This is a genomic window from Rahnella victoriana (assembly GCF_021276285.1).
GTDB classification, from domain to species: domain Bacteria; phylum Pseudomonadota; class Gammaproteobacteria; order Enterobacterales; family Enterobacteriaceae; genus Rahnella; species Rahnella victoriana.
Window position 1 is genome coordinate 2,582,142 of sequence record NZ_CP089919.1, and the last position, 21,510, is coordinate 2,603,651.

At 51.8% G+C, this 21,510-nt stretch carries 19 protein-coding genes; 17 read left to right on the forward strand and 2 right to left on the reverse strand.

Annotated features, from left to right (window positions below):
* The first annotated feature begins 89 nt into the window (after positions 1-89).
* From ispC to J9880_RS12045, 17 genes are all read left to right on the forward strand, one after another.
* Positions 90-1,283, forward strand: a complete 1,194-nt coding sequence (ispC, locus tag J9880_RS11965; protein WP_119822820.1) for a 1-deoxy-D-xylulose-5-phosphate reductoisomerase — start codon at positions 90-92, stop codon at positions 1,281-1,283.
* Positions 1,284-1,570: 287 nt separating this feature from the next.
* The gene (ispU, locus tag J9880_RS11970) at positions 1,571-2,329 is read left to right on the forward strand and encodes a (2E,6E)-farnesyl-diphosphate-specific ditrans,polycis-undecaprenyl-diphosphate synthase (RefSeq protein ID WP_095923213.1); all 759 of its coding nucleotides are present in this window, start codon (positions 1,571-1,573) and stop codon (positions 2,327-2,329) included.
* A 9-nt stretch (positions 2,330-2,338) separates the two neighbouring features.
* Complete coding sequence (cdsA, locus tag J9880_RS11975; protein WP_095923212.1) at positions 2,339-3,187, forward strand: phosphatidate cytidylyltransferase; 849 nt, start codon at positions 2,339-2,341, stop codon at positions 3,185-3,187.
* 41 nt (positions 3,188-3,228) lie between these two features.
* Positions 3,229-4,584, forward strand: coding sequence for a sigma E protease regulator RseP (gene rseP / locus J9880_RS11980; RefSeq protein ID WP_095923211.1), 1,356 nt, complete (start codon positions 3,229-3,231; stop codon positions 4,582-4,584).
* Positions 4,585-4,620: 36 nt separating this feature from the next.
* Positions 4,621-7,041 carry an outer membrane protein assembly factor BamA gene (gene bamA, locus J9880_RS11985; protein WP_095923210.1) on the forward strand — a complete coding sequence of 807 codons (2,421 nt, stop codon included), beginning with the start codon at positions 4,621-4,623 and terminating at the stop codon, positions 7,039-7,041.
* Positions 7,042-7,193: 152 nt separating this feature from the next.
* Positions 7,194-7,691: a molecular chaperone Skp gene (gene skp, locus J9880_RS11990; RefSeq protein WP_095923209.1), complete on the forward strand. Its 498-nt coding sequence runs from the start codon at positions 7,194-7,196 to the stop codon at positions 7,689-7,691.
* A gap of 2 nt (positions 7,692-7,693) precedes the next feature.
* A complete protein-coding gene (gene lpxD, locus J9880_RS11995) occupies positions 7,694-8,716 on the forward strand; it encodes a UDP-3-O-(3-hydroxymyristoyl)glucosamine N-acyltransferase (protein WP_095923208.1) in 1,023 nt (340 codons plus the stop codon).
* Positions 8,717-8,864: 148 nt separating this feature from the next.
* A complete protein-coding gene (fabZ, locus tag J9880_RS12000; protein ID WP_095923207.1) occupies positions 8,865-9,320 on the forward strand; it encodes a 3-hydroxyacyl-ACP dehydratase FabZ in 456 nt (151 codons plus the stop codon).
* Positions 9,321-9,323: 3 nt separating this feature from the next.
* Positions 9,324-10,112: an acyl-ACP--UDP-N-acetylglucosamine O-acyltransferase gene (gene lpxA / locus J9880_RS12005; protein WP_095923206.1), complete on the forward strand. Its 789-nt coding sequence runs from the start codon at positions 9,324-9,326 to the stop codon at positions 10,110-10,112.
* Positions 10,113-10,130: 18 nt separating this feature from the next.
* On the forward strand, positions 10,131-11,279 hold the full coding sequence (gene lpxB, locus J9880_RS12010; protein ID WP_131693849.1) for a lipid-A-disaccharide synthase: 1,149 nt from the start codon (positions 10,131-10,133) through the stop codon (positions 11,277-11,279).
* A complete protein-coding gene (gene rnhB / locus J9880_RS12015) occupies positions 11,276-11,872 on the forward strand; it encodes a ribonuclease HII (RefSeq protein WP_119822817.1) in 597 nt (198 codons plus the stop codon). The genes lpxB and rnhB overlap by 4 nt, the downstream gene beginning before the upstream one ends.
* 71 nt (positions 11,873-11,943) lie before the next feature.
* Positions 11,944-15,426 (forward strand): DNA polymerase III subunit alpha, encoded by a 3,483-nt coding sequence (gene dnaE / locus J9880_RS12020; RefSeq protein WP_095923203.1) that lies wholly within the window; start codon positions 11,944-11,946, stop codon positions 15,424-15,426.
* 12 nt (positions 15,427-15,438) lie between these two features.
* Positions 15,439-16,398: an acetyl-CoA carboxylase carboxyl transferase subunit alpha gene (accA, locus tag J9880_RS12025; RefSeq protein ID WP_013574209.1), complete on the forward strand. Its 960-nt coding sequence runs from the start codon at positions 15,439-15,441 to the stop codon at positions 16,396-16,398.
* A 190-nt stretch (positions 16,399-16,588) separates the two neighbouring features.
* Entirely contained in the window at positions 16,589-18,736 is a 2,148-nt protein-coding gene (locus J9880_RS12030) for a lysine decarboxylase LdcC (RefSeq protein WP_131693847.1), read from the forward strand.
* A gap of 86 nt (positions 18,737-18,822) precedes the next feature.
* The gene (locus J9880_RS12035; RefSeq protein WP_131693846.1) at positions 18,823-19,212 is read left to right on the forward strand and encodes a VOC family protein; all 390 of its coding nucleotides are present in this window, start codon (positions 18,823-18,825) and stop codon (positions 19,210-19,212) included.
* Positions 19,213-19,219: 7 nt separating this feature from the next.
* Positions 19,220-20,566, forward strand: coding sequence for a tRNA lysidine(34) synthetase TilS (tilS, locus tag J9880_RS12040; protein WP_095923200.1), 1,347 nt, complete (start codon positions 19,220-19,222; stop codon positions 20,564-20,566).
* A 68-nt stretch (positions 20,567-20,634) separates the two neighbouring features.
* The gene (locus J9880_RS12045) at positions 20,635-20,943 is read left to right on the forward strand and encodes a c-type cytochrome (RefSeq protein ID WP_232769378.1); all 309 of its coding nucleotides are present in this window, start codon (positions 20,635-20,637) and stop codon (positions 20,941-20,943) included.
* A gap of 66 nt (positions 20,944-21,009) precedes the next feature.
* On the opposite strand, the gene rof is transcribed toward J9880_RS12045, so the two are convergent.
* On the reverse strand, positions 21,010-21,270 hold the full coding sequence (rof, locus tag J9880_RS12050; protein ID WP_095923198.1) for a Rho-binding antiterminator: 261 nt from the start codon (positions 21,268-21,270) through the stop codon (positions 21,010-21,012).
* Positions 21,257-21,457 (reverse strand): YaeP family protein, encoded by a 201-nt coding sequence (locus tag J9880_RS12055; protein WP_015696108.1) that lies wholly within the window; start codon positions 21,455-21,457, stop codon positions 21,257-21,259. The genes rof and J9880_RS12055 overlap by 14 nt, the downstream gene beginning before the upstream one ends.
* Positions 21,458-21,510 lie beyond the last annotated feature (53 nt).

The following is a 21,510-nucleotide window of genomic DNA, read 5'->3' on the forward strand; positions in this document are numbered from 1 at the left end:
ACCGGTTCGCACAATCTCATAGACAAGCCAGATAAGAGGTTTCAGACTGTGCACTTTCCGAATTTACGAGCGCTATCCCGGGCATTTTCATGAAACAAATGACTATTCTTGGTTCGACAGGGTCTGTCGGCACCAGCACGCTTTCCGTTGTCCGGTCTAATCCTGACGATTTCTCTGTTAAAGCACTGGTTGCAGGATGCAATGTTGACGTTATGGCGCAACAGTGTCTTGAGTTCCGCCCTGCGTATGCCTGCATGGCAGATGAATCCTCCGCCCGCCTGTTGCGGGCAATCCTGACCGAACAGGGAAGCCGCACTGAAGTTCTGTCCGGGCCCGACGCGGCGATGGAACTGTCTGCCCTTGATGATGTGGATCAGGTGATGTCAGCCATTGTTGGCGCTGCGGGATTGTTACCGACGCTGGCTGCGGTTCGTGCAGGCAAACAGGTACTGCTGGCGAACAAAGAATCGCTGGTGACCTGCGGCCGTATCTTTATGGATGCCGTTCGTCAAAGCCAGTCTCAGCTTCTGCCTATCGACAGCGAACATAATGCGATTTTCCAGAGTTTGCCTGAATCCGTTCAGAAACAGCTGGGATATGCTTCACTCAAAGAGCATGGGATTTCCCGTATCGTGTTAACCGGCTCCGGCGGGCCTTTCCGTGAATTACCGCTCGACAGGTTCAGCGACGTCACGCCTGATCAGGCCTGTGCACATCCGAACTGGTCGATGGGACGGAAAATCTCCGTCGATTCGGCGACCATGATGAATAAAGGGCTGGAGTACATTGAGGCGCGCTGGTTGTTCAATGCATCGGCAGCGGAAATGGAAGTCATTATCCACCCTCAGTCGGTGATCCATTCTATGGTGCGATATTGCGACGGAAGTGTGCTTGCTCAGCTGGGTTCCCCAGATATGCGCACGCCGATTGCGCATGCAATGGCTTACCCGCAAAGAGTGAAAACCGACGTCGACGCGCTGGACTTTTGTAACATGGGCGCAATGACCTTCAGTGCGCCAGATTATGCCCGCTATCCGTGCCTGCAACTGGCCATTGAAGCCAGCAATACCGGGCAGGCAGCCACGACGGCGCTCAATGCGGCTAACGAAATTTCAGTCGCGGCTTTCCTCAATGGCGAGATCCGCTTTACGCATATCGCGTCGGTTAACCGCCAGGTAATGGAAGAGTTAGTCAGCGCTGAACCCACTTCCGTTGAGGAAGTGCTGGAGATCGACACACAGGCGCGTGCCAGTGCAAGAGAAAAACTTCGTACATTTGCGTGATAACGCTGTTTTAGTACTTATGCAGCAGTTTGTTAGCATCACATTGAAATGGTATAGTCTGCGCCACACTGACAGTAGATTCGGCTTTTCACAGCCTGAACAGTACAGGTGGAATCGGTGAGCTGTCAGCGCAAGCCGTGCCTGCAAGGGAGACACGGCTTTTTTGCGCGTGTAGTCGCATCATGATAAACAGGCGCAGCGCAAGCTAACCGTCACGGCGTAAGCCAGAAAGAGTTAGGCACGCTGGAAAGCCGTTGTGTTCTGATAAAAGGAAATGAGTACGCGTTATGTCCCTCGAAAATCAACAGATGTCTGATATGTGTTGTTCTCAACCTCGCCATGTTGCCATTATCATGGACGGTAACGGACGCTGGGCAAAACGTCAGGGTAAAATGAGGGTATTCGGTCATAAAGCGGGAGTGAAATCAGTGCGCAAAGCGGTCAGTTTTGCTGCCAGTCATCATTTAGATGCTCTCACGCTTTATGCCTTTAGCAGTGAAAACTGGAATCGTCCGGCTCAGGAAGTCTCTGCATTGATGGAGCTGTTCGTCCGTGCACTGGACAGTGAAGTCAAAAGCTTGCACAAACATAATGTCAGGCTGCGGATCATTGGCGATGTCAGCCGTTTTAGTGCTCGTCTGCAGGAACGCATTCGTCGTTCAGAAACACTTACTCAAAATAACGACGGTCTTACGCTCAACATCGCTGCAAATTACGGTGGCCGGTGGGATATTATTCAAGGCGTTAAGACGCTGGCGGGTCAGGTCGAAGCCGGTACTCTGCGGGCAGAGCAAATTACAGAAGAATTGCTGAATTCAGCGGTCTGTATGAGCGAACTGGCACCCGTCGATTTGGTGATCAGAACCGGTGGGGAACATAGGATCAGTAACTTCCTGTTATGGCAAATTGCCTATGCAGAACTGTATTTTACCGATGTCCTCTGGCCTGATTTTGATGAAAATACCTTTGAAGGTGCGCTGACTGCTTTTGCACAACGTGAGCGCCGCTTCGGGGGGACTACACCTATCGGCGCTGATGCGTCCTAGGGAGAACATTTGCTGAAGTATCGCATTATCACAGCTCTGATTTTAATACCGATTGTTATTGCTGCACTCTTTTTACTGCCGCCGGTCGGCTTTGCCATCGTGACACTGGTTGTGTGCATGTTGGCGGCATGGGAGTGGGGACAACTTGCCGGACTCGCCACACGTAATCAGCGTATCTGGCTGGCGATTTTATGTGGTTTTCTGCTGGCGGCAATGATGCTGAGCATTCCCGCTTATCAGCAAAGTGTACATTTGTTGCAAGTCGGTGGCTCGTTATGGGCGGCACTTGCCTGGTGGTGCGTGGCGCTGGTGCTGGTCGTGGGTTATCCCGCTTCCGCCGCGTTCTGGCGTGAGTCCCGCGTATTGCGCGTCTTGTTCGGTGTGCTGACGATTGTGCCGTTTTTCTGGGGCATGCTCGCATTACGCCAATACGGTTATACCGAAAATCATCATACTGGCGCATGGTGGTTGTTATATGTGATGCTACTGGTCTGGGGTGCGGATTCCGGCGCTTACCTGTTTGGTAAACTGTTCGGCAAGCATAAACTGGCACCGAAAGTGTCTCCGGGGAAAACCTGGGAAGGTCTGATCGGGGGGCTTCTGACCTCGGCGCTGATCGCCTGGTTGTTTGGCCGTTACGCACCGCTGAGTGTGCAACCCGCCACCTTATTGATTTGTTCCGTTGTCGCGGCGCTGGCTTCAGTGCTGGGTGACCTGACGGAAAGTATGTTCAAACGCGAGGCAGGCATCAAAGACAGTGGTCATATGATCCCTGGCCACGGTGGGATCCTGGACCGTATAGACAGCCTGACGGCTGCGGTCCCTGTATTCGCCTGTCTGATGCTGTTAGTGTATTAATCCGTCGCAGACGGTGAAGTTTCTAAGGAATAGTTAGACATATGATGAACATACTCTGGAGCCTGGCCGCCTTTATCGTCGCATTGGGGGTGCTTATCACCGTGCACGAGTTCGGCCATTTCTGGGTTGCTCGTCGCTGTGGTGTGCGTGTTGAACGTTTTTCTGTCGGTTTCGGGCGTGCGCTGTGGCGTCGTACGGACCGGCAGGGGACGGAATATGTTCTGGCTATCATTCCTCTCGGGGGCTACGTGAAAATGCTCGACGAACGTGTCGAGGCCGTAGCCCCTGAATTTCGTCACCAATCTTTCAATAACAAAAAAATCTGGCAACGTGCTGCTATCATCAGCGCCGGGCCAATTGCCAATTTCATTTTTGCCGTTTTTGCATACTGGCTGGTCTTCGTGATCGGCGTGCCAAGCGTGCGTCCTGTTATCGCAAATATCACTGAAAATTCAATCGCTGCTCAATCCAATATTTCACCAGGAATGGAACTAAAGTCTGTTGCTGGTATCGAAACGCCTGATTGGGATTCAGTTCGTATGGCGTTAGTTGGCGAAATTGGCGATGATCAAACGACCGTGGGAGTGGCGCAATTTGGCTCGACTCAGGTGACTGAGAAAACGCTCGATTTGCGTCAATGGCAGTTTGATCCTGAAAAGCAGGATCCGGTGGTCTCTCTGGGTATGATTCCCCGCGGGCCGCAGATAGAATCTGTTCTGCAGGAAGTGCAGCCAGATTCCGCCGCGCAAAAGGCGGGTTTGCAAGCCGGAGACAGGATCGTTAAAGTCGATGGTCAGATTCTGGAAAATTGGCAGTCGTTTGTCATACAGGTACGTGACAATCCGGGCAAACCAATTGCACTGGAAGTTGAGCGGGCGGGAAATCCTGTCCCGTTAACACTGACGCCGGACACGAAGTCCGCAGGCAAAGGCAAGATACAGGGTTTTGCTGGTGTGGTACCGAAGGTGATACCGCTGCCTGATGAATATAAAACAATCCGTCAGTATGGTCCGTTCGTGGCGTTTTATGAGGCCGGGGATAAAACCTGGCAACTGATGAAACTCACCGTGAGCATGCTGGGTAAGTTAATTACCGGGGATGTAAAGCTGAACAATCTGAGTGGCCCAATTTCCATCGCACAGGGCGCAGGAATGTCAGCTGAGTATGGTTTGGTGTCTTACCTCACGTTCCTGGCACTCATTAGTGTCAATCTGGGGATCATCAACCTCTTCCCGTTACCGGTATTAGATGGTGGACACCTGCTGTTTCTCTTAATAGAAAAGCTCAAGGGTGGGCCAGTTTCCGAGCGAGTTCAGGACTTCAGTTACCGCATTGGTTCAGTTTTGCTGGTGTTGTTGATGGGGCTTGCACTTTTCAATGATTTCTCCCGTCTTTAAGGCCGGAGATTAGGTTAGGAAGAACGCATAACAACGATGGCGATCAAAAAGTTGCTCATAGCGTCGCTGCTGTTTGGCAGCGCCACCGTATACGGTGCAGACGGTTTCGTAGTGAGAGATATTCATTTCGAAGGCCTGCAGCGAGTTGCCGTCGGTGCGGCGTTACTCAATATGCCGGTTCGTGTCGGTGATACGGTTACTGAAGATGATATCAGTAACACCATTCGTGCATTGTTTGCCACTGGCAACTTTGAGGACGTTCGCGTCCTGCGTGATGGTGATTCTCTGATTGTTCAGGTTAAAGAACGTCCAACCATTGCCAGCATTACTTTCTCCGGTAACAAATCGGTGAAAGATGACATGCTGAAACAAAACCTGGAAGCCTCTGGCGTCCGTGTTGGCGAAGCCCTTGACCGTACAACCATCGGCAGTATCGAAAAAGGTCTTGAAGACTTCTACTACAGCGTCGGTAAATACAGTGCGTCGGTAAAAGCGGTTGTGACCCCTTTACCACGTAACCGTGTTGACCTGAAGCTGGTCTTCACCGAGGGTGTTTCTGCAAAAATTCAGCAGATCAACATTGTTGGTAACCATGCCTTCACGACCGATGACCTGATTTCACGCTTCCAGCTGCGTGATGAAGTGCCATGGTGGAACGTGGTCGGTGACCGTAAATACCAGAAACAAAAACTGGCAGGTGACCTTGAAACCCTGCGCAGTTTCTATCTGGATCGCGGTTATGCCCGTTTCAATATTGATTCGACGCAGGTCAGCCTGACGCCGGACAAAAAAGGCATCTACATCACGCTGAACATCACAGAAGGTGATCAATACAAACTTTCTGGCGTTGAAGTGACCGGCAGCATGGCGGGTCACTCAGCAGAAGTACAAAGCCTGACTAAAATTGATAAAGGCGAGCTGTATAACGGCGCCAAAGTCACCAAAATGGAAAACGACATCAAGCAGATGTTGGGGCGTTATGGTTATGCCTATCCACGTGTGACGACACAGCCAGAAATTAACGATGCAGACAAAACCGTTAAACTGCATATCAACGTGGATGCGGGTAACCGTTTCTACGTGCGTCATATCCGCTTTGAAGGGAATGACACCAGTAAGGACAGCGTACTGCGCCGTGAAATGCGTCAGATGGAAGGTGCCTGGTTAGGCAACGATCTGGTCGATAAAGGTAAAGAACGTCTGAACCGTCTGGGTTACTTCGAAACGGTTGATGTGGATACGCAGCGCGTTCCGGGTTCACCGGATCAGGTTGATGTTGTCTACAAAGTGAAAGAACGTAACACCGGTAGCTTCAACTTTGGTGTGGGCTACGGTACTGAAAGTGGTGTCAGCTTCCAGGTGGGTGTCCAGCAGGACAACTGGCTGGGTACGGGTAACTCCGTCGGCATCAGCGGTACCAAGAACGATTACCAGACGTATGCCGAATTCACTATCACTGACCCGTACTTCACCGTTGATGGCGTAAGTTTGGGTGGTCGTATCTTCTATAACGACTTTAAAGCAGATGATGCGGACCTGTCTGACTATACCAACAGAAGTTACGGTATTGGCGGCAACCTTGGTTTCCCAATCAATGAGAACAACTCATTGCGTCTGGGTCTGGATTACGTACATAACGATCTGTCCAATATGGAACCTCAGATCGCCATGTTCCGTTATCTGAACTCTGTTGGCCTGAAACCTGCGGTGACCACCAGTGACAACGCGGATGCTGACTTCAGTGCGAATGACTTCTTCGCCAATATCGGCTGGGGTTATAACAACCTCGACCGTGGCTACTTCCCGACAGCCGGGACGAAAGCCAGCCTGAACGGTAAAGTGACTGTTCCGGGCTCTGATAACGAATATTACAAAATCACTTTTGATTCAACCAGTTATCTGCCACTGAATCAGGATCGTGATTGGGTGCTGATGGGCCGTGCGCGTGCAGGTTACGCTGATGGTCTCGGCGGCAAAGAAGTGCCGTTCTACGATAACTTCTATGCCGGTGGTTCAAGCAGTGTTCGTGGTTTCCAGTCGAACACCATTGGTCCAAAAGCGGCATATTACAAATGTACTACGGCTAATACCTCGTACAGCGGTTGTCCGATTGATAACTCGGACGATGCAGTCGGTGGTAACGCAATGGCTGTATTGAGTGCGGAACTGATCGTTCCTACTCCGTTTGTTAGCGAGAAATACGCTAACTCCTTGCGTACTTCCCTGTTCGTGGACAGCGGTACCGTCTGGGATACCGGTTGGGAAAACACCCCGCAAACTATTGCGGCCGGCGTTCCTGATTACAGTAAACCAGGCAACATTCGTGTTTCTTCAGGTCTTGCGTTGCAGTGGATGTCTCCACTTGGGCCATTGGTCTTCTCTTACGCACAACCGATCAAGAAATACGAAGGCGACAAGGCAGAACAGTTCCAGTTTAATATCGGTAAAACCTGGTAACGTCCTGCCTGAACAGAGTTTGTTCAGCAGAATCGCAATGGCCTGATGCTGAAAGTGATACACGGGTTTCGGCCCGTGTATTGTTTTAGCGTCCGGTGTTTTGTGTAATTTACTGTGCCAGATGGCACAACGGGTGATGGAAGGAGTTTATAGTGAAAAAGTGGTTATATGCCGCAGGCCTCGGTTTAGTTATGGCTTCTTCAGCCAGCGTTCAGGCTGCTGATAAAATTGCTATCGTTAACGTAGCAAGCATTTTCCAACAAATGCCTGCACGTGAAGCTGTAGCAAAACAGCTGGAAAACGAGTTCAAAAGCCGCGCAACAGATTTGCAATCTCAGGAACGTGATCTGCAAACCAAAATGCAACGTCTGCAACGTGATGGCTCAACCATGAAAGCCAGCGATCGTTCTAAACTCGAAAAAGACGTAATGGCTCAACGCGAAGCGTTCTCAGCTAAAGCGCAACAATTCGAGCAAGATAACCGTCGTCGTCAGGCTGAAGAACGTAACAAAATCCTGAGCCGTATTCAGGATGCTGTGAAATCTGTAGCCAGCAAAGAAGGTTATGATGTTGTTATCGATGCAAACGCCATCGCGTATGCTGACAATGACAAAGATATTACTGCTGATGTGCTGAAACAGGTTAAATAAACATGTCTTCAATTCGACTGGCTGATCTCGCACAGCAGTTGGATGCACAATTGCACGGTGATGGCGAAATTGCCATCACCGGCGTTGCTTCAATGCATTCCGCACACTCTGAGCAAATCACGTTTTTATCAAACAGCCGTTACCGTGAACAGTTGGCCTCCTGTACCGCAGGTGCCGTAGTGTTGACGGAAGCGGATCTGCCATTTTGCCCTACAGCGGCATTAGTGGTTAAAAACCCTTACCTGACCTATGCGCGTATGGCGCAATTGCTGGATACGACACCAGCACCTGCACAGGATATTGCTGCGAGTGCGGTGATCTCTGACAGTGCTTCTTTAGGTAAGAATGTCTCGGTTGGCGCAAATGCAGTCATCGAATCTGGCGTGGTATTAGGTGACAATGTGGTCATCGGTGCCGGCTGCTTTATCGGTAAAGAAGCGAAAATTGGCGCAGGTACGCGTCTGTGGGCCAATGTTTCAATTTATCATCGTGTTGAAATCGGTGAGATGTGTCTGATTCAGTCCGGCACAGTGATCGGCGCTGATGGTTTTGGCTATGCCAACGATCGGGGTAACTGGATCAAGATCCCTCAGCTGGGCACCGTGATTATCGGTGATCGTGTTGAGATCGGAGCCTGTACCACCATCGACCGTGGTGCACTCGATGATACGATCATCAGTAACGGTGTCATCATTGATAACCAATGCCAGATTGCACACAACGTCGTGATTGGAGACAATACGGCGGTTGCGGGCGGTGTTATCATGGCCGGTAGTCTGAAAATCGGTCGTTACTGCCAGATTGGCGGAGCCAGTGTTATCAATGGTCACATGGAGATTTGTGACCAGGCCGTTGTGACAGGAATGGGAATGGTAATGAGACCAATCACTGAACCTGGGGTATACTCCTCCGGTATCCCGTTACAACCGAATAAAGTTTGGCGTAAGACGGCTGCATTGGTAATGAATATTGACGAGATGAATAAGCGCTTGAAAGCTGTCGAGCGTAAAATCGAAAAAGACTAATTACCACCTACGGTGCTGCTTTGTGTTCCCTTCGTTGAGTGAACCTGCGACATACGTTCCTATTTGCGGCCTGCCTGATGACCTTCTTTTGGGGTCTGGCAGGCCGTGTTATTGATGCCATCAGTTTTTTATAGACAGGAAGAGTATTTTGACTACTGACACTCATACTCTGCGTATTGAAGAGATACTGGATTTACTGCCACACCGTTACCCGTTCTTACTGGTTGACCGCGTGCTGGATTTTGAGAAAGGGAAATTTTTGCGCGCTGTGAAAAACGTTTCTTTTAACGAACCGTTCTTCCAGGGCCACTTCCCGGGCAAACCGATTTTCCCAGGTGTTTTGATTCTGGAAGCGATGGCGCAGGCCACCGGCATTCTGGCGTTCAAAAGCGTAGGAAAACTGGAGCCAGGTGAATTGTATTACTTTGCAGCAATTGACGATGCACGCTTTAAACGTCCGGTCTTGCCAGGTGACCAGATGGTTCTGGAAGTTGAATTCATTAAAGAGCGTCGTGGCGTTGCTCGTTTTAAAGGTGTCGCTAAAGTCGATGGTGAGATCGCTTGTGAGGCATCAATGATGTGCGCCCGTCGCCGGGAGTCCTAATACATGATAGACAAAACCGCCTTTATTCATCCAAGCGCTATTGTTGAAGACGGTGCCGTAATCGGCGCCGGAGTGCATATCGGTCCTTTCTGCTACGTGGGTTCCCAGGTAGAAATCGGAGAAGGTACCGAGCTTAAATCACACGTAGTTCTTAATGGCGTGACCAAAATTGGTCGCGATAACCGCATTTTCCAGTTCGTTTCCATCGGTGAAATTAACCAGGATCTGAAATATGCCGGTGAACCAACACGCGTTGAGGTCGGCGATCGCAACAATATTCGTGAGAGCGTCACCATTCATCGTGGTACCGTTCAGGGCGGTAGTCTGACAAAAGTGGGCAGCGATAACCTGTTGATGGTTAACGCGCATATCGCTCATGATTGTGTCATTGGGAATCGCTGTATTCTGGCGAACAACGCGACCCTTGGTGGCCACGTTGAAGTCGATGATTTCGCGATCATTGGCGGTATGACCGCAGTGCATCAGTTCTGCATTATCGGCGCGCATGTGATGGTTGGCGGGTGTTCTGGCGTGGCTCAGGACGTTCCTCCGTTTGTCATTGCGCAGGGTAACCACGCGACACCATTCGGTATCAATATCGAAGGGCTTAAACGTCGTGGTTTCGAAAAAGCCGATCTGCACGCTATCCGCAATGCTTATAAGTTGCTGTATCGCAGTGGTAAAACGCTGGAAGAAGCACAACCGGAAATCGCTGCTATCGCGGCTGAATTCCCGAAAGCTAAACCCTTCAGCGATTTCTTTGCCCGCTCAACACGCGGCATTATTCGCTGATCTGCGCTACGGAAAACAATGCAAAAGCCTGTTCTGACAATTGGTCTGGTAGCCGGTGAAACATCCGGCGATATTCTTGGCGCGGGTCTCATTCGTGCGCTGAAAAAGTATCATCCTGATGCCCGCTTTGTCGGAGTTGCAGGTCCGCTGATGCAAGCGGAAGGATGCGAAGCCTGGTACGAAATGGAAGAACTGGCGGTGATGGGCGTGGTGGAAGTGTTAGAACGGCTGCCACGCCTGTTGAAAATCCGCAAAGATCTGACCCGTCGTTTTAGCGAACTGCAGCCTGATGTGTTTGTGGGCATCGATGCCCCTGATTTCAACATTACGCTGGAAGGGCGCTTAAAGCAGCGCGGTATCCGCACGATTCATTATGTCAGCCCGTCTGTCTGGGCCTGGCGACAAAAACGTGTTTTCAAAATCGGGAAAGCCACGGATCTGGTTCTGGCATTTCTGCCTTTCGAAAAAGCGTTTTACGACAAATTCAATGTTCCCTGCCGTTTCATTGGCCACACGATGGCTGATGCAATGCCGTTGCATCCTGATAAACAGGCTGCGCGTCAGACTCTCAATATTCCTGATGATGTGCACTGTCTGGCGTTACTGCCGGGAAGCCGTCATGCTGAAGTTGAAATGCTCAGTGCGGATTTCCTCAAAACCGCGTTGCTGTTGCGGCAGACCTATCCTGATTTGCACATTGTTGTGCCACTGGTGAATGCCAAGCGCCGCGAGCAGTTTGAGCGTATTAAAGCGGAAATTGCCCCTGATTTACCGGCCCACTTGCTGGATGGCCAGGGTCGCGAAGCGATGATCGCCAGTGATGCCGCGCTGCTGGCTTCGGGCACGGCTGCGCTGGAGTGCATGCTGGCAAAATGTCCGATGGTTGTCGGTTACCGTATGAAGCCTGCCACTTACTGGCTGGCAGAGCGTCTGGTGAAAACACCCTATGTTTCTTTGCCGAATTTGCTGGCAAGACGGGAAATTGTGACCGAACTCCTGCAGACTGAATGCGTGCCGGACAAACTCTCTGCGGCATTGCTGCCTTTACTGGCCGGCGGTGAGAAAAGTCAGGCGCTGCGCGAGACTTTCCTTGAGCTGCATGAAAGCATCCGCCGCGATGCAGACGAACAGGCTGCTCAGGCCGTGATGGAGCTGGCAAACCGATGAGCGATATATTTATCTATCCGCAGGCCGTGTGTATCGCCGGCGTGGATGAAGTCGGGCGTGGCCCGTTGGTGGGCGCCGTGGTCACCGCTGCCGTCATCCTTGATCCCGCAAGACCGATCCTGGGGCTGGCGGATTCCAAGAAGCTGACGGAAAAGCGTCGTGAGGCGCTCTACATCGAAATTAAAGAGAAGGCGCTGGCCTGGAGCCTTGGGCGCGCTGAGCCGCACGAAATCGATGAACTGAATATTCTTCATGCCACCATGCTGGCGATGCAGAGAGCCGTTGCCGGTTTGGCTATCACGCCTGATATGGTGTTGATCGACGGTAACCGTTGTCCGAAGCTGCCAATGGCCTCACAGGCGGTGGTGAAAGGGGACAGCAAAGTGGCTGAAATCAGTGCGGCATCTATTCTGGCGAAGGTCACCCGCGATCGTGAAATGGTTGAACTGGATTTACAGTTCCCTGAATATGGATTTGCCAGGCACAAAGGTTATCCGACGCCGGTGCATCTCGAAAGCCTCGCCCGTCTCGGCGCAACCGCACATCATCGTCAGAGTTTTGCACCGGTGAAACGCGTACTCGGGCTGGCATAACGCCTCATGTGTTACTGCCCGCCCGGGTGAAAGAAATACACTTTTAATTCACTCATTTCTGGATCCTGGATATGGCCGAACCTCGTTTTATTCATCTGCGTGTACATAGCGACTATTCCATGGTGGATGGGCTCGCCAAAGTCGGCCCGCTGGTGAAATGCGCAGCGTCGCTCGGCATGCCTGCTCTGGCGATTACCGATTTTACCAACCTCTGTGGTCTGGTGAAATTTTACGGCGCGGCGCACGGTGCAGGCATTAAGCCGATCATTGGTGCTGACCTGAATGTGCAAAGTGAAATTCTCGGTGATGAGCTGGCTCAACTGACTGTTCTGGCGATGAACAATCAGGGTTATCAGAACCTGACGCTGTTGATTTCACGCGCCTATCAGCGTGGCTACGGCGCGGCCGGGCCGATTGTTGACCTCGACTGGCTGGCAGAACTCAATGAAGGGCTGATCCTGCTTTCCGGCGCAAGAATGGGCGATGTCGGTAAGTTTCTGACCCGTGGCAATGATTTACAGGTCAGTCAGTGTCTCGACTTCTACCAGCAGTATTTCCCCGATCGTTATTATCTCGAACTGATCCGTACCGGCCGTGCGGAAGAAGAAAACTATCTGCATGCCGCAGTCGCGCTGGCGACTGAACGCGGTCTGCCGGTGGTGGCAACCAATGACGTGCGCTTTATGGTGCCGACCGATTTTGACGCCCATGAGATCCGTGTTGCGATCCACGACGGCTTCACGCTGGATGATCCTAAGCGTCCGCGCAATTACACCTCACAGCAATATATGCGCAGCGAAGATGAGATGTGTGAGCTGTTTGAGGATGTACCGGAAGCGCTGCAAAACAGCGTGGAAATCGCCAAACGCTGTAACGTCACTATCCGTCTCGGCGAGTATTTCCTGCCGCAATTCCCGACCGGTGACATGACCACCGAAGATTTTCTGGTGGAGAAATCAAAAATCGGCCTGGAAGAGCGTCTGGAATTTCTGTTCCCTGATCCGGAAGTTCGCGCACAACGACGTCCTGAGTATGACGAGCGTCTGGATATCGAACTGAAAGTGATCAACCAGATGGGTTTCCCCGGCTACTTCCTGATCGTCATGGAGTTCATCCAGTGGTCGAAAGATAACAGTGTACCGGTGGGGCCGGGGCGTGGGTCCGGTGCGGGTTCTCTGGTGGCGTATGCCCTGAAAATTACCGATCTGGATCCGCTCGAATTTGACCTGCTGTTCGAACGTTTCCTTAACCCCGAACGTGTTTCCATGCCCGACTTTGACGTCGACTTTTGCATGGAAAAACGCGACCGGGTGATCGATCACGTTTCAGAAATGTATGGCCGTGAAGCCGTTTCGCAGATCATCACGTTTGGTACCATGGCAGCCAAAGCGGTTATCCGCGATGTGGGCCGCGTTCTGGGCCATCCGTATGGTTTCGTTGACCGTATTTCCAAACTGGTGCCGCCTGATCCGGGGATGACGCTGGAGAAAGCGTTTGCCGCTGAGCCGCAGTTGCCGGAAATCTATGAGGCTGACGAAGAAGTTAAGTCGCTGATCGACATGGCGCGTCAGCTGGAAGGCGTCACCCGTAACGCCGGTAAACACGCCGGGGGGGTGGTGATCGCACCGACGAAAATTACCGACTTCGCACCGCTGTATTGCGATGCTGAAGGCAACCATCCGGTTACCCAGTTCGATAAAAATGACGTGGAATACGCTGGGCTGGTCAAGTTCGACTTCCTCGGTCTGCGAACATTGACCATCATCGACTGGGCGCTGGAAATGATCAACGCCCGTCGTGCAAAATCCGGCGAAGCCCCGCTGGATATCGCTGCCATTCCGCTGGATGACAAAAAAAGCTTCGACATGCTGCAACGCTCGGAAACCACGGCGGTGTTCCAGCTTGAATCCCGCGGCATGAAAGATTTGATCAAGCGTCTGAAGCCCGACAGCTTCGAAGATATGATCGCACTGGTGGCGCTGTTCCGTCCGGGGCCGTTGCAGTCAGGCATGGTAGATAACTTTATCGACCGTAAACACGGCCGCGAAGAGATTTCCTATCCGGATATTCAGTGGCAGCATGAATCCCTGAAACCTGTTCTGGAGCCGACCTACGGCATCATCCTGTATCAGGAACAGGTCATGCAGATCGCGCAGGTCCTGGCGGGTTATTCGCTGGGTGGCGCGGACATGTTGCGTCGTGCAATGGGTAAGAAAAACCCGGTAGAAATGGCCAAGCAGCGCGGCGGTTTTGAAGACGGTGCGAAATCACGCGGCATTGACGGCGAACTGGCGATTAAAATCTTCGATCTGGTAGAGAAATTTGCGGGTTACGGTTTTAACAAATCCCACTCCGCAGCCTATGCTTTAGTGTCGTATCAGACGCTGTGGCTGAAAGCGCACTATCCGGCGGAGTTCATGGCAGCGGTAATGACCGCCGATATGGATAACACCGAGAAAGTGGTCGGGCTGGTGGATGAATGCTGGCGTATGGGGCTGAAAATCCTGCCGCCTGATATCAACAGCGGTCTGTACCATTTCCACGTGAACGACGAAGGTGAAATCGTTTACGGCATTGGCGCAATCAAAGGCGTGGGTGAAGGCCCGATTGAAGCCATCATTGAAGCACGTAATGAAGGCGGCTATTTCAAAGAGCTGTTTGATCTCTGCGCACGCGCCGACGTCAAAAAGCTCAATAAACGCATTCTTGAAAAACTGATCATGTCCGGGGCATTTGACCGGCTGGGGCCGCATCGCGCCGCGCTGATGAGCTCGCTCAGTGATGCGCTCAAGGCGGCTGATCAGCATGCCAAAGCGGAAGCCATTGGTCAGGTGGATATGTTTGGTGTGCTGGCAGAGGCTCCTGAGCAGGTTGAAAAGTCCTACTCGAACGTGATGCCATGGCCGGAACAAACGGTTCTCGATGGTGAACGTGAAACGCTCGGGTTGTATCTCACCGGCCATCCGATCACCCAGTATCTGAAAGAAATTGAACGTTATGGCGGCGGCCAGCGTTTGAAAGATATGCATCCGACGGAACGGGGCAAAATGACCGTTGCGGTGGGGCTGGTTCTCGCCGCGCGTGTCATGGTCACCAAACGGGGTAACCGTATTGGGATCTGTACGCTTGACGATCGTTCCGGTCGTCTCGAAGTGATGTTGTTCACCGAAGCGTTGGAAAAATTCCAGCATTTATTGGAAAAAGACCGTATCCTTATCGCCACAGGACAGGTCAGCTTTGATGACTTCAGTGGCGGGCTTAAAATGATGGCCCGCGATGTAATGGACATCAGTGAAGCACGGGAAAAATATGCTCGCGGTCTTGCTATCTCGCTGACTGACAGGCAAATTGATGACCAGCTTTTGAACCGTCTCCGCCAATCGTTGGAACCACATCGATCGGGGACGATACCAGTGCATCTGTATTACCAACGAGAAAACGCAAGAGCCCGGCTACGATTCGGGGCGTCATGGCGTGTTACGCCAACGGACAAACTATTGCTGGATTTGCGAGGCCTGGTCGGTACTGAGCAGGTGGAACTGGAATTTGACTAAAATAGGAATGCTATGAGTCTGAATTTTCTTGATTTTGAACAGCCGATTGCGGAACTGGAAGCGAAAATTGACTCGCTGACTGCAGTCAGCCGTCAAGACGAAAAATTAGATATTAATCTGGACGAAGAAGTTGCACGCTTGCGCGAGAAAAGCGTTGAACTGACCCGTAAGATTTTCTCTGATCTGGGTGCCTGGCAGATTGCCCAACTGGCACGCCATCCTCGTCGCCCTTATACGCTCGATTACATCAAACATATTTTTACTGATTTTGATGAACTGGCGGGCGATCGTGCCTTCGCAGACGATAAAGCTATCGTTGGCGGTATTGCCCGTTTGGGTGAACGTGCTGTGATGATCATTGGTCATCAAAAAGGCCGTGAAACGAAAGAGAAAATTCGTCGTAACTTCGGCATGCCTGCACCAGAAGGGTATCGTAAAGCGTTGCGTCTGATGGAAATGGCTGAGCGTTTTAAACTGCCAATCATCACCTTCATCGACACCCCGGGCGCTTATCCGGGTGTGGGCGCGGAAGAACGTGGTCAGTCTGAAGCGATCGCCCGTAACCTGCGTGAAATGTCCCGTCTGAACGTTCCGGTTATCTGCACCGTTATCGGTGAAGGTGGCTCCGGTGGCGCACTGGCGATCGGCGTGGGTGACAAAGTTAACATGCTGCAATACAGCACCTATTCGGTGATCTCGCCGGAAGGTTGTGCGTCAATTCTGTGGAAGAGTGCGGATAAAGCCCCTCTGGCTGCGGAAGCGATGGGCATCATTGCACCGCGTCTGAAAGAGCTGAAACTGATCGACTCCGTGATCCCGGAACCTCTGGGCGGCGCTCACCGTAACGTAGAGGCGATGGCCGCTTCCCTGCGTGCACAACTGGAAGCTGACCTCAGCGATCTGGATGTGCTGAGCACGGAAGAATTGCGTAACCGTCGTTATCAGCGTCTGATGACGTACGGCTACTGCTGATCCTGAATGTGATTTCCGAAAGGCCGCGCACTGCGTGGCCTTTTTTTATGGCCCGTTTTCTCTCTCCAATTTTCCTGCATTCTTAAATTTCCCTCTTTTCACCTTAAACTCAATGGCAAAGGGTACCCTGCAGGGACTAACCGTGTTTCTATAATTACCTGAGAGAATTAACAACAGAAGGATTTGTCAGATGAATATTATCGCTATCATGCGCCCGGAAGGGGCCTACTACAAAGATGAGCCAATCCGTGAACTGGATAGCGCACTGACGCTTCTCGGGTTTCAGATCATTTATCCGCGCGATCGGGCTGATCTGCTCAAACTCATTGAAAACAACGCCCGCATTTGCGGCGCTATTTTCGACTGGGATCAGCACAGCGAGGAGTTGTGCACAGCCATTAACGAGCTGAATGAGTATCTGCCGCTGTATGCTTTCATCAATACACATTCGACGCTGGACGTTGATGTGAATGAAATGCGCATGGTGCTGTATTTCTTTGAATATGCCCTGAGTGCGGCGGAGGATATTGCCAAACGCATCCGCCAGTACACCGATGAATACATCGACACCATCACGCCGCCGCTCACCAAAGCGTTGTTTACCTACGTGGAAGAAGGGAAATATACCTTCTGTACGCCGGGGCATATGGCCGGTACGGCATTTCTGAAAAGCCCGGTCGGGACGCTGTTCTATGATTTCTTTGGCGCGAAAACGCTGAAAGCCGATGTGTCGATTTCGGTGACAGAACTGGGTTCCTTACTGGATCACACCGGACCGCACCTCGAAGCGGAAGAGTATATCGCCCGCACATTTGGCTCCGAGCAAAGTTATATCGTCACCAACGGGACCTCGACAGCCAATAAAATTGTCGGAATGTATGCCGCACCGGCGGGCAGTACGGTATTGATTGACCGCAACTGCCATAAATCGCTGGCTCACCTGATGATGATGACCAATATCGTGCCGGTCTATTTGCGGCCGAACCGTAATGCCTATGGCATTCTCGGCGGAATTCCTAAGCGGGAATTCACCAGAGAAAGTATCGAGGCGAAAATCGCACAGACTGAGAATGCCACCTGGCCCGTCCATGCGGTGATCACCAATTCCACGTACGATGGCTTGCTGTACAACACGGATTACATCAAAAGTACGCTGGATGTGCCGTCGATTCATTTCGATTCCGCCTGGGTGCCATACACCAATTTCCACCCGATTTATGACGGTAAAAGCGGGATGAGTGGCGAACGAATTCCGGGAAAAGTCATCTACGAAACGCAATCGACACATAAGTTACTGGCGGCTTTCTCACAGGCTTCGATGATCCACATTAAAGGGGATTACGATGAAAGCACCTTTAATGAAGCTTATATGATGCACACCACCACATCGCCGAACTACGGCATTGTGGCTTCCGCAGAAACTGCCGCAGCAATGTTGCGGGGCAATCCCGGGCGTCGCCTGATCAACCGCTCGGTGGAACGTGCGCTGCATTTTCGTAAAGAGATCCAGCGGCTGCGTGAAGAAACCGAGGGCTGGTTCTTTGATATCTGGCAGCCCGAACATATTGATGAAGCCGAATGCTGGCCGCTGAATCCGGATCAAAACTGGCATGGTTTCGCGAATGCAGATACGGATCATATGTATCTGGATCCGATCAAGGTGACGATCCTGACACCCGGTATGGATGAAACAGGCAAACTGGAAGAAGAGGGGATCCCGGCCGCATTAGTGGCGAAATTCCTCGATGAACGCGGCGTGGTGGTGGAAAAAACCGGGCCGTATAATCTGCTTTTCCTGTTCAGCATCGGCATTGATAAAACCAAATCCATGAGCCTGATGCGCGGGTTGACCGATTTCAAACGCAGTTACGATCTCAATCTGCGCATCAAAAATATGCTGCCGGACCTGTACGCAGAAGATCCTGATTTTTATCGCAATATGCGTATCCAGGATCTGGCACAAGGGATCCACAAACTGATCGTCCGCCATGACCTGCCGCGTTTAATGCTGGAAGCGTTCGATGTGTTGCCGGAAATGAAAATGACGCCATATGAAATGTTCCAGCATCAGGTTCGTGGTCATATTGATGAATGCGACATTGATGAACTGGTGGGCAAAGTATCAGCCAACATGATCCTGCCTTATCCCCCTGGCGTGCCGGTGGTGATGCCGGGTGAGATGATCACGGAGGAAAGCCGCGCGGTACTCGATTTCCTGATTATGCTTTGCTCGATCGGCGAACGTTACCCGGGATTTGATACGGATATTCATGGAACCCGTCTCACAGAAGACGGGCGCTATCTGGTGAAAGTCTTAAAACTTCCGGAAGCCAGCTAACAAACCGCCCTCTTCATGAGGGCTTTTTATTGACGAGTTCAGACGCCCTGAGTAACGTGCACATCAGAAATCAACAGGACATGACAATGCTAAATCTTCGCCAGATCCATCACATCGCCATCATCGGTACTGATTATCAGACCAGCAAACGTTTTTACTGTGACATTCTCGGGTTCACGTTGCTGGGCGAGTTTTACCGCGAAGAACGCGATTCCTGGAAAGCCGATCTGGCGCTGAACGGTCAGTACACCATTGAACTCTTTAGTTTTCCGCATCCCCCGGCCCGGCCAAGCCGTCCTGAAGCCTGCGGATTGCGCCATCTGGCGTTCAGTGTGGAAGATATCGGACAGTCGGTGTCCGCGCTGACGGACGCGGGAGTTATCTGTGAACCGGTAAGAACCGACCCTTATACCGGGAAAAAATTCACATTCTTCAACGATCCTGATGGATTACCCCTGGAACTGTACGAATCCTGATAATTCTATGAACTCAAAAACAGCCGCAACATTCCTTTCTGAACATCTGCGCACGAAGATCGGCAACGCGCGAAAGCTCTGCGTGGCGTTCAGTGGCGGCCTGGATTCCTCGGTTCTGCTGGCCGGGTTGGCCGGATTGCGCGACAGTACGCAGCCTGATATCGAATTGCGCGCGCTGCATATCCATCATGGATTAAGCCGTTTTGCGGATGACTGGGTCGTTCACTGCCAGACATTTTGTCAGCAACGCAATATCCCCTTCTCCGTAGTAAAAGTGCAGGTCAATGCGCAGGAAGGCGGGATTGAAGCGGCGGCGCGAACGGCACGTTATCTGGCATTTTCTGAAAATCTGACTGACGGCGAAGTATTACTGACTGCGCAGCATCTGAATGACCAATGCGAAACGTTCATGCTGGCGCTTAAGCGTGGCAGCGGGCCAGCCGGTCTCTCGGCGATGAGTGCCGACAGTTCCGCTCACGGCTATCGTTTATTGCGGCCGTTGCTTGATCTCAGCCGAGAACAGCTTGAGGCATACGCGGCGCAGCATCAGCTGAACTGGATTGAAGATGACAGTAACCGCGATGACCGTTTCGATCGTAATTTTTTGCGCCTGAAAATTCTGCCCGATCTCTATGAACGCTGGCCGCACTTTGCTCAGGCTACCACCCGCAGCGCCTTGCTTTGCGCAGAGCAGGAAGCATTGCTTGATGAGTTACTCAGTGAATCTCTGGAAACCCTCACCGATCGGCAGGGGAGCTTGTCCGTCGATGGCCTGAGTCAAGTTTCGGCAGTGAGACGCCCGGCGTTAATACGCCGCTGGCTGGCAACCTGTGGCGCAAAAATGCCCTCGCGTGAACAATTGCAGAGAATATGGGATGAAGTGGCACTCAGCCGCGAAGATGCGCAGGCGCAGTTAGTGCTGGGTAAACGGGTCGTCCGGCGTTTTCGTCAGCGTCTGTATTTATTGCCAGAATTTCAGTCCCTGAGGGAACTGGTTCTCCGCTGGGATCCGGCGGAAAAACTGATGCTGCCGGACGGGCTGGGTTTTCTTGCTGTCGATCCTGATCTCACCGCAGAGGTCAATGGCTGTGCGATTCGACAGCCACGCGCTGATGAAACGATCACTGTGCGGTTTCAGGCGCAGGGAATGATCGAAAAAGTCGGGAGGGATCGCGCGCGTCAGGCTAAAAAATTGTGGTCAGAGTTGGGGATACCCCCCTGGCAGCGGGATCGTATCCCGTTGATTTATTACAATGAACAACTGATGGCCGCGCCGGGGTGGTTTATTACCCGCCAGGCTCTGGCCGATAATTATGAAGCGCAATGGCAGGTTATCTGGTCGGTTGCGCCATAAAAATGAAAGATTTATTTGGGCGAAGGGGATTCGTCCGCGGAGGCGTAATACAGGTAATGGCAACACTCATGGCAGGAATCGCGGGACTTGTGCTCGCAAGTACACCGGCGCTGGCGGGCGGGAATATTGCTGACGGGCAGGCTAAGTCCGCCAGTTGCGCGGCATGTCACGGTGCAGCGGGAAAAGCCGTTAATTCGATTTACCCTAATCTGGCCGGGCAACATGCAGATTATCTGGCGCTTTCGCTGCATGCTTACAAGAAAGGTGACCGAAGTGGCGGGCAGGCTGGTGTGATGCAGGCTTTTAGTTCGTCATTGTCCGATCAGGATATCAGTGATTTGTCGGCTTATTACGCCAGTCTGACGCCGCTGAAATAGGGCTGTCGCAGAAATGCAAACGGGCAATCCTGAGATTGCCCGTTAGGTAAACTGAGACGGTTGTCGCTATTCTGCGCTGACGACAACGGTGCCAATTTCCGGATGGCTAAAGCTTTCAATGTGATCCAGACGCAGATCCCGTTGTTCGCCGTTCGCCTCTACCACCAGATATTCCACTTTCTTACGCATTAATAGATCGTTCGCTTTAGCCTCAACGACTTCTCCACTACGTAGCTTCAGCGTCAAAACCAGGTGATGCTGGCAGGCGAGCTCGAGATTATCGTAGTCATCACAATTGATGGGTTGGTACTCATCATTCATCGACATAATCGCTCACCAATAAGTTAGCGGCGGCGTAGGCCGCCTGGTCCCTAACGGAAGACGGAAGTTCAGCATTTGCTGCGACTTCGTCCAATGCTTTCAATACACAGCCCAACGCATCGGGCACATATCCAAGATCGCCACTGGCGATTTCGGAATATTTACGGCGTACCAACTCACAGTATTGTTGCATAAGTTCTCCCTAAAAAGCGTATCCCTCTGAGGAAAGCGCAGAAAGATAAGCTC

Bases quoted from the DNA above. Each gene is read 5' to 3' on its own strand.
- ispC (WP_119822820.1), top strand. From the start codon at position 90: ATGAAACAAATGACTATTCTTGGTTCGACAGGGTCTGTCGGCACCAGC.
- ispU (WP_095923213.1), top strand. From the start codon at position 1,571: ATGTCCCTCGAAAATCAACAGATGTCTGATATGTGTTGTTCTCAACCT.
- rseP (WP_095923211.1), top strand. From the start codon at position 3,229: ATGATGAACATACTCTGGAGCCTGGCCGCCTTTATCGTCGCATTGGGG.
- bamA (WP_095923210.1), top strand. From the start codon at position 4,621: ATGGCGATCAAAAAGTTGCTCATAGCGTCGCTGCTGTTTGGCAGCGCC.
- lpxD (WP_095923208.1), top strand. From the start codon at position 7,694: ATGTCTTCAATTCGACTGGCTGATCTCGCACAGCAGTTGGATGCACAA.
- lpxA (WP_095923206.1), top strand. From the start codon at position 9,324: ATGATAGACAAAACCGCCTTTATTCATCCAAGCGCTATTGTTGAAGAC.
- lpxB (WP_131693849.1), top strand. From the start codon at position 10,131: ATGCAAAAGCCTGTTCTGACAATTGGTCTGGTAGCCGGTGAAACATCC.
- rnhB (WP_119822817.1), top strand. From the start codon at position 11,276: ATGAGCGATATATTTATCTATCCGCAGGCCGTGTGTATCGCCGGCGTG.
- dnaE (WP_095923203.1), top strand. From the start codon at position 11,944: ATGGCCGAACCTCGTTTTATTCATCTGCGTGTACATAGCGACTATTCC.
- accA (WP_013574209.1), top strand. From the start codon at position 15,439: ATGAGTCTGAATTTTCTTGATTTTGAACAGCCGATTGCGGAACTGGAA.
- J9880_RS12030 (WP_131693847.1), top strand. From the start codon at position 16,589: ATGAATATTATCGCTATCATGCGCCCGGAAGGGGCCTACTACAAAGAT.
- J9880_RS12035 (WP_131693846.1), top strand. From the start codon at position 18,823: ATGCTAAATCTTCGCCAGATCCATCACATCGCCATCATCGGTACTGAT.
- tilS (WP_095923200.1), top strand. From the start codon at position 19,220: ATGAACTCAAAAACAGCCGCAACATTCCTTTCTGAACATCTGCGCACG.
- J9880_RS12045 (WP_232769378.1), top strand. From the start codon at position 20,635: ATGGCAGGAATCGCGGGACTTGTGCTCGCAAGTACACCGGCGCTGGCG.
- rof (WP_095923198.1), bottom strand. From the start codon at position 21,270: ATGTCGATGAATGATGAGTACCAACCCATCAATTGTGATGACTACGAT.
- J9880_RS12055 (WP_015696108.1), bottom strand. From the start codon at position 21,457: ATGCAACAATACTGTGAGTTGGTACGCCGTAAATATTCCGAAATCGCC.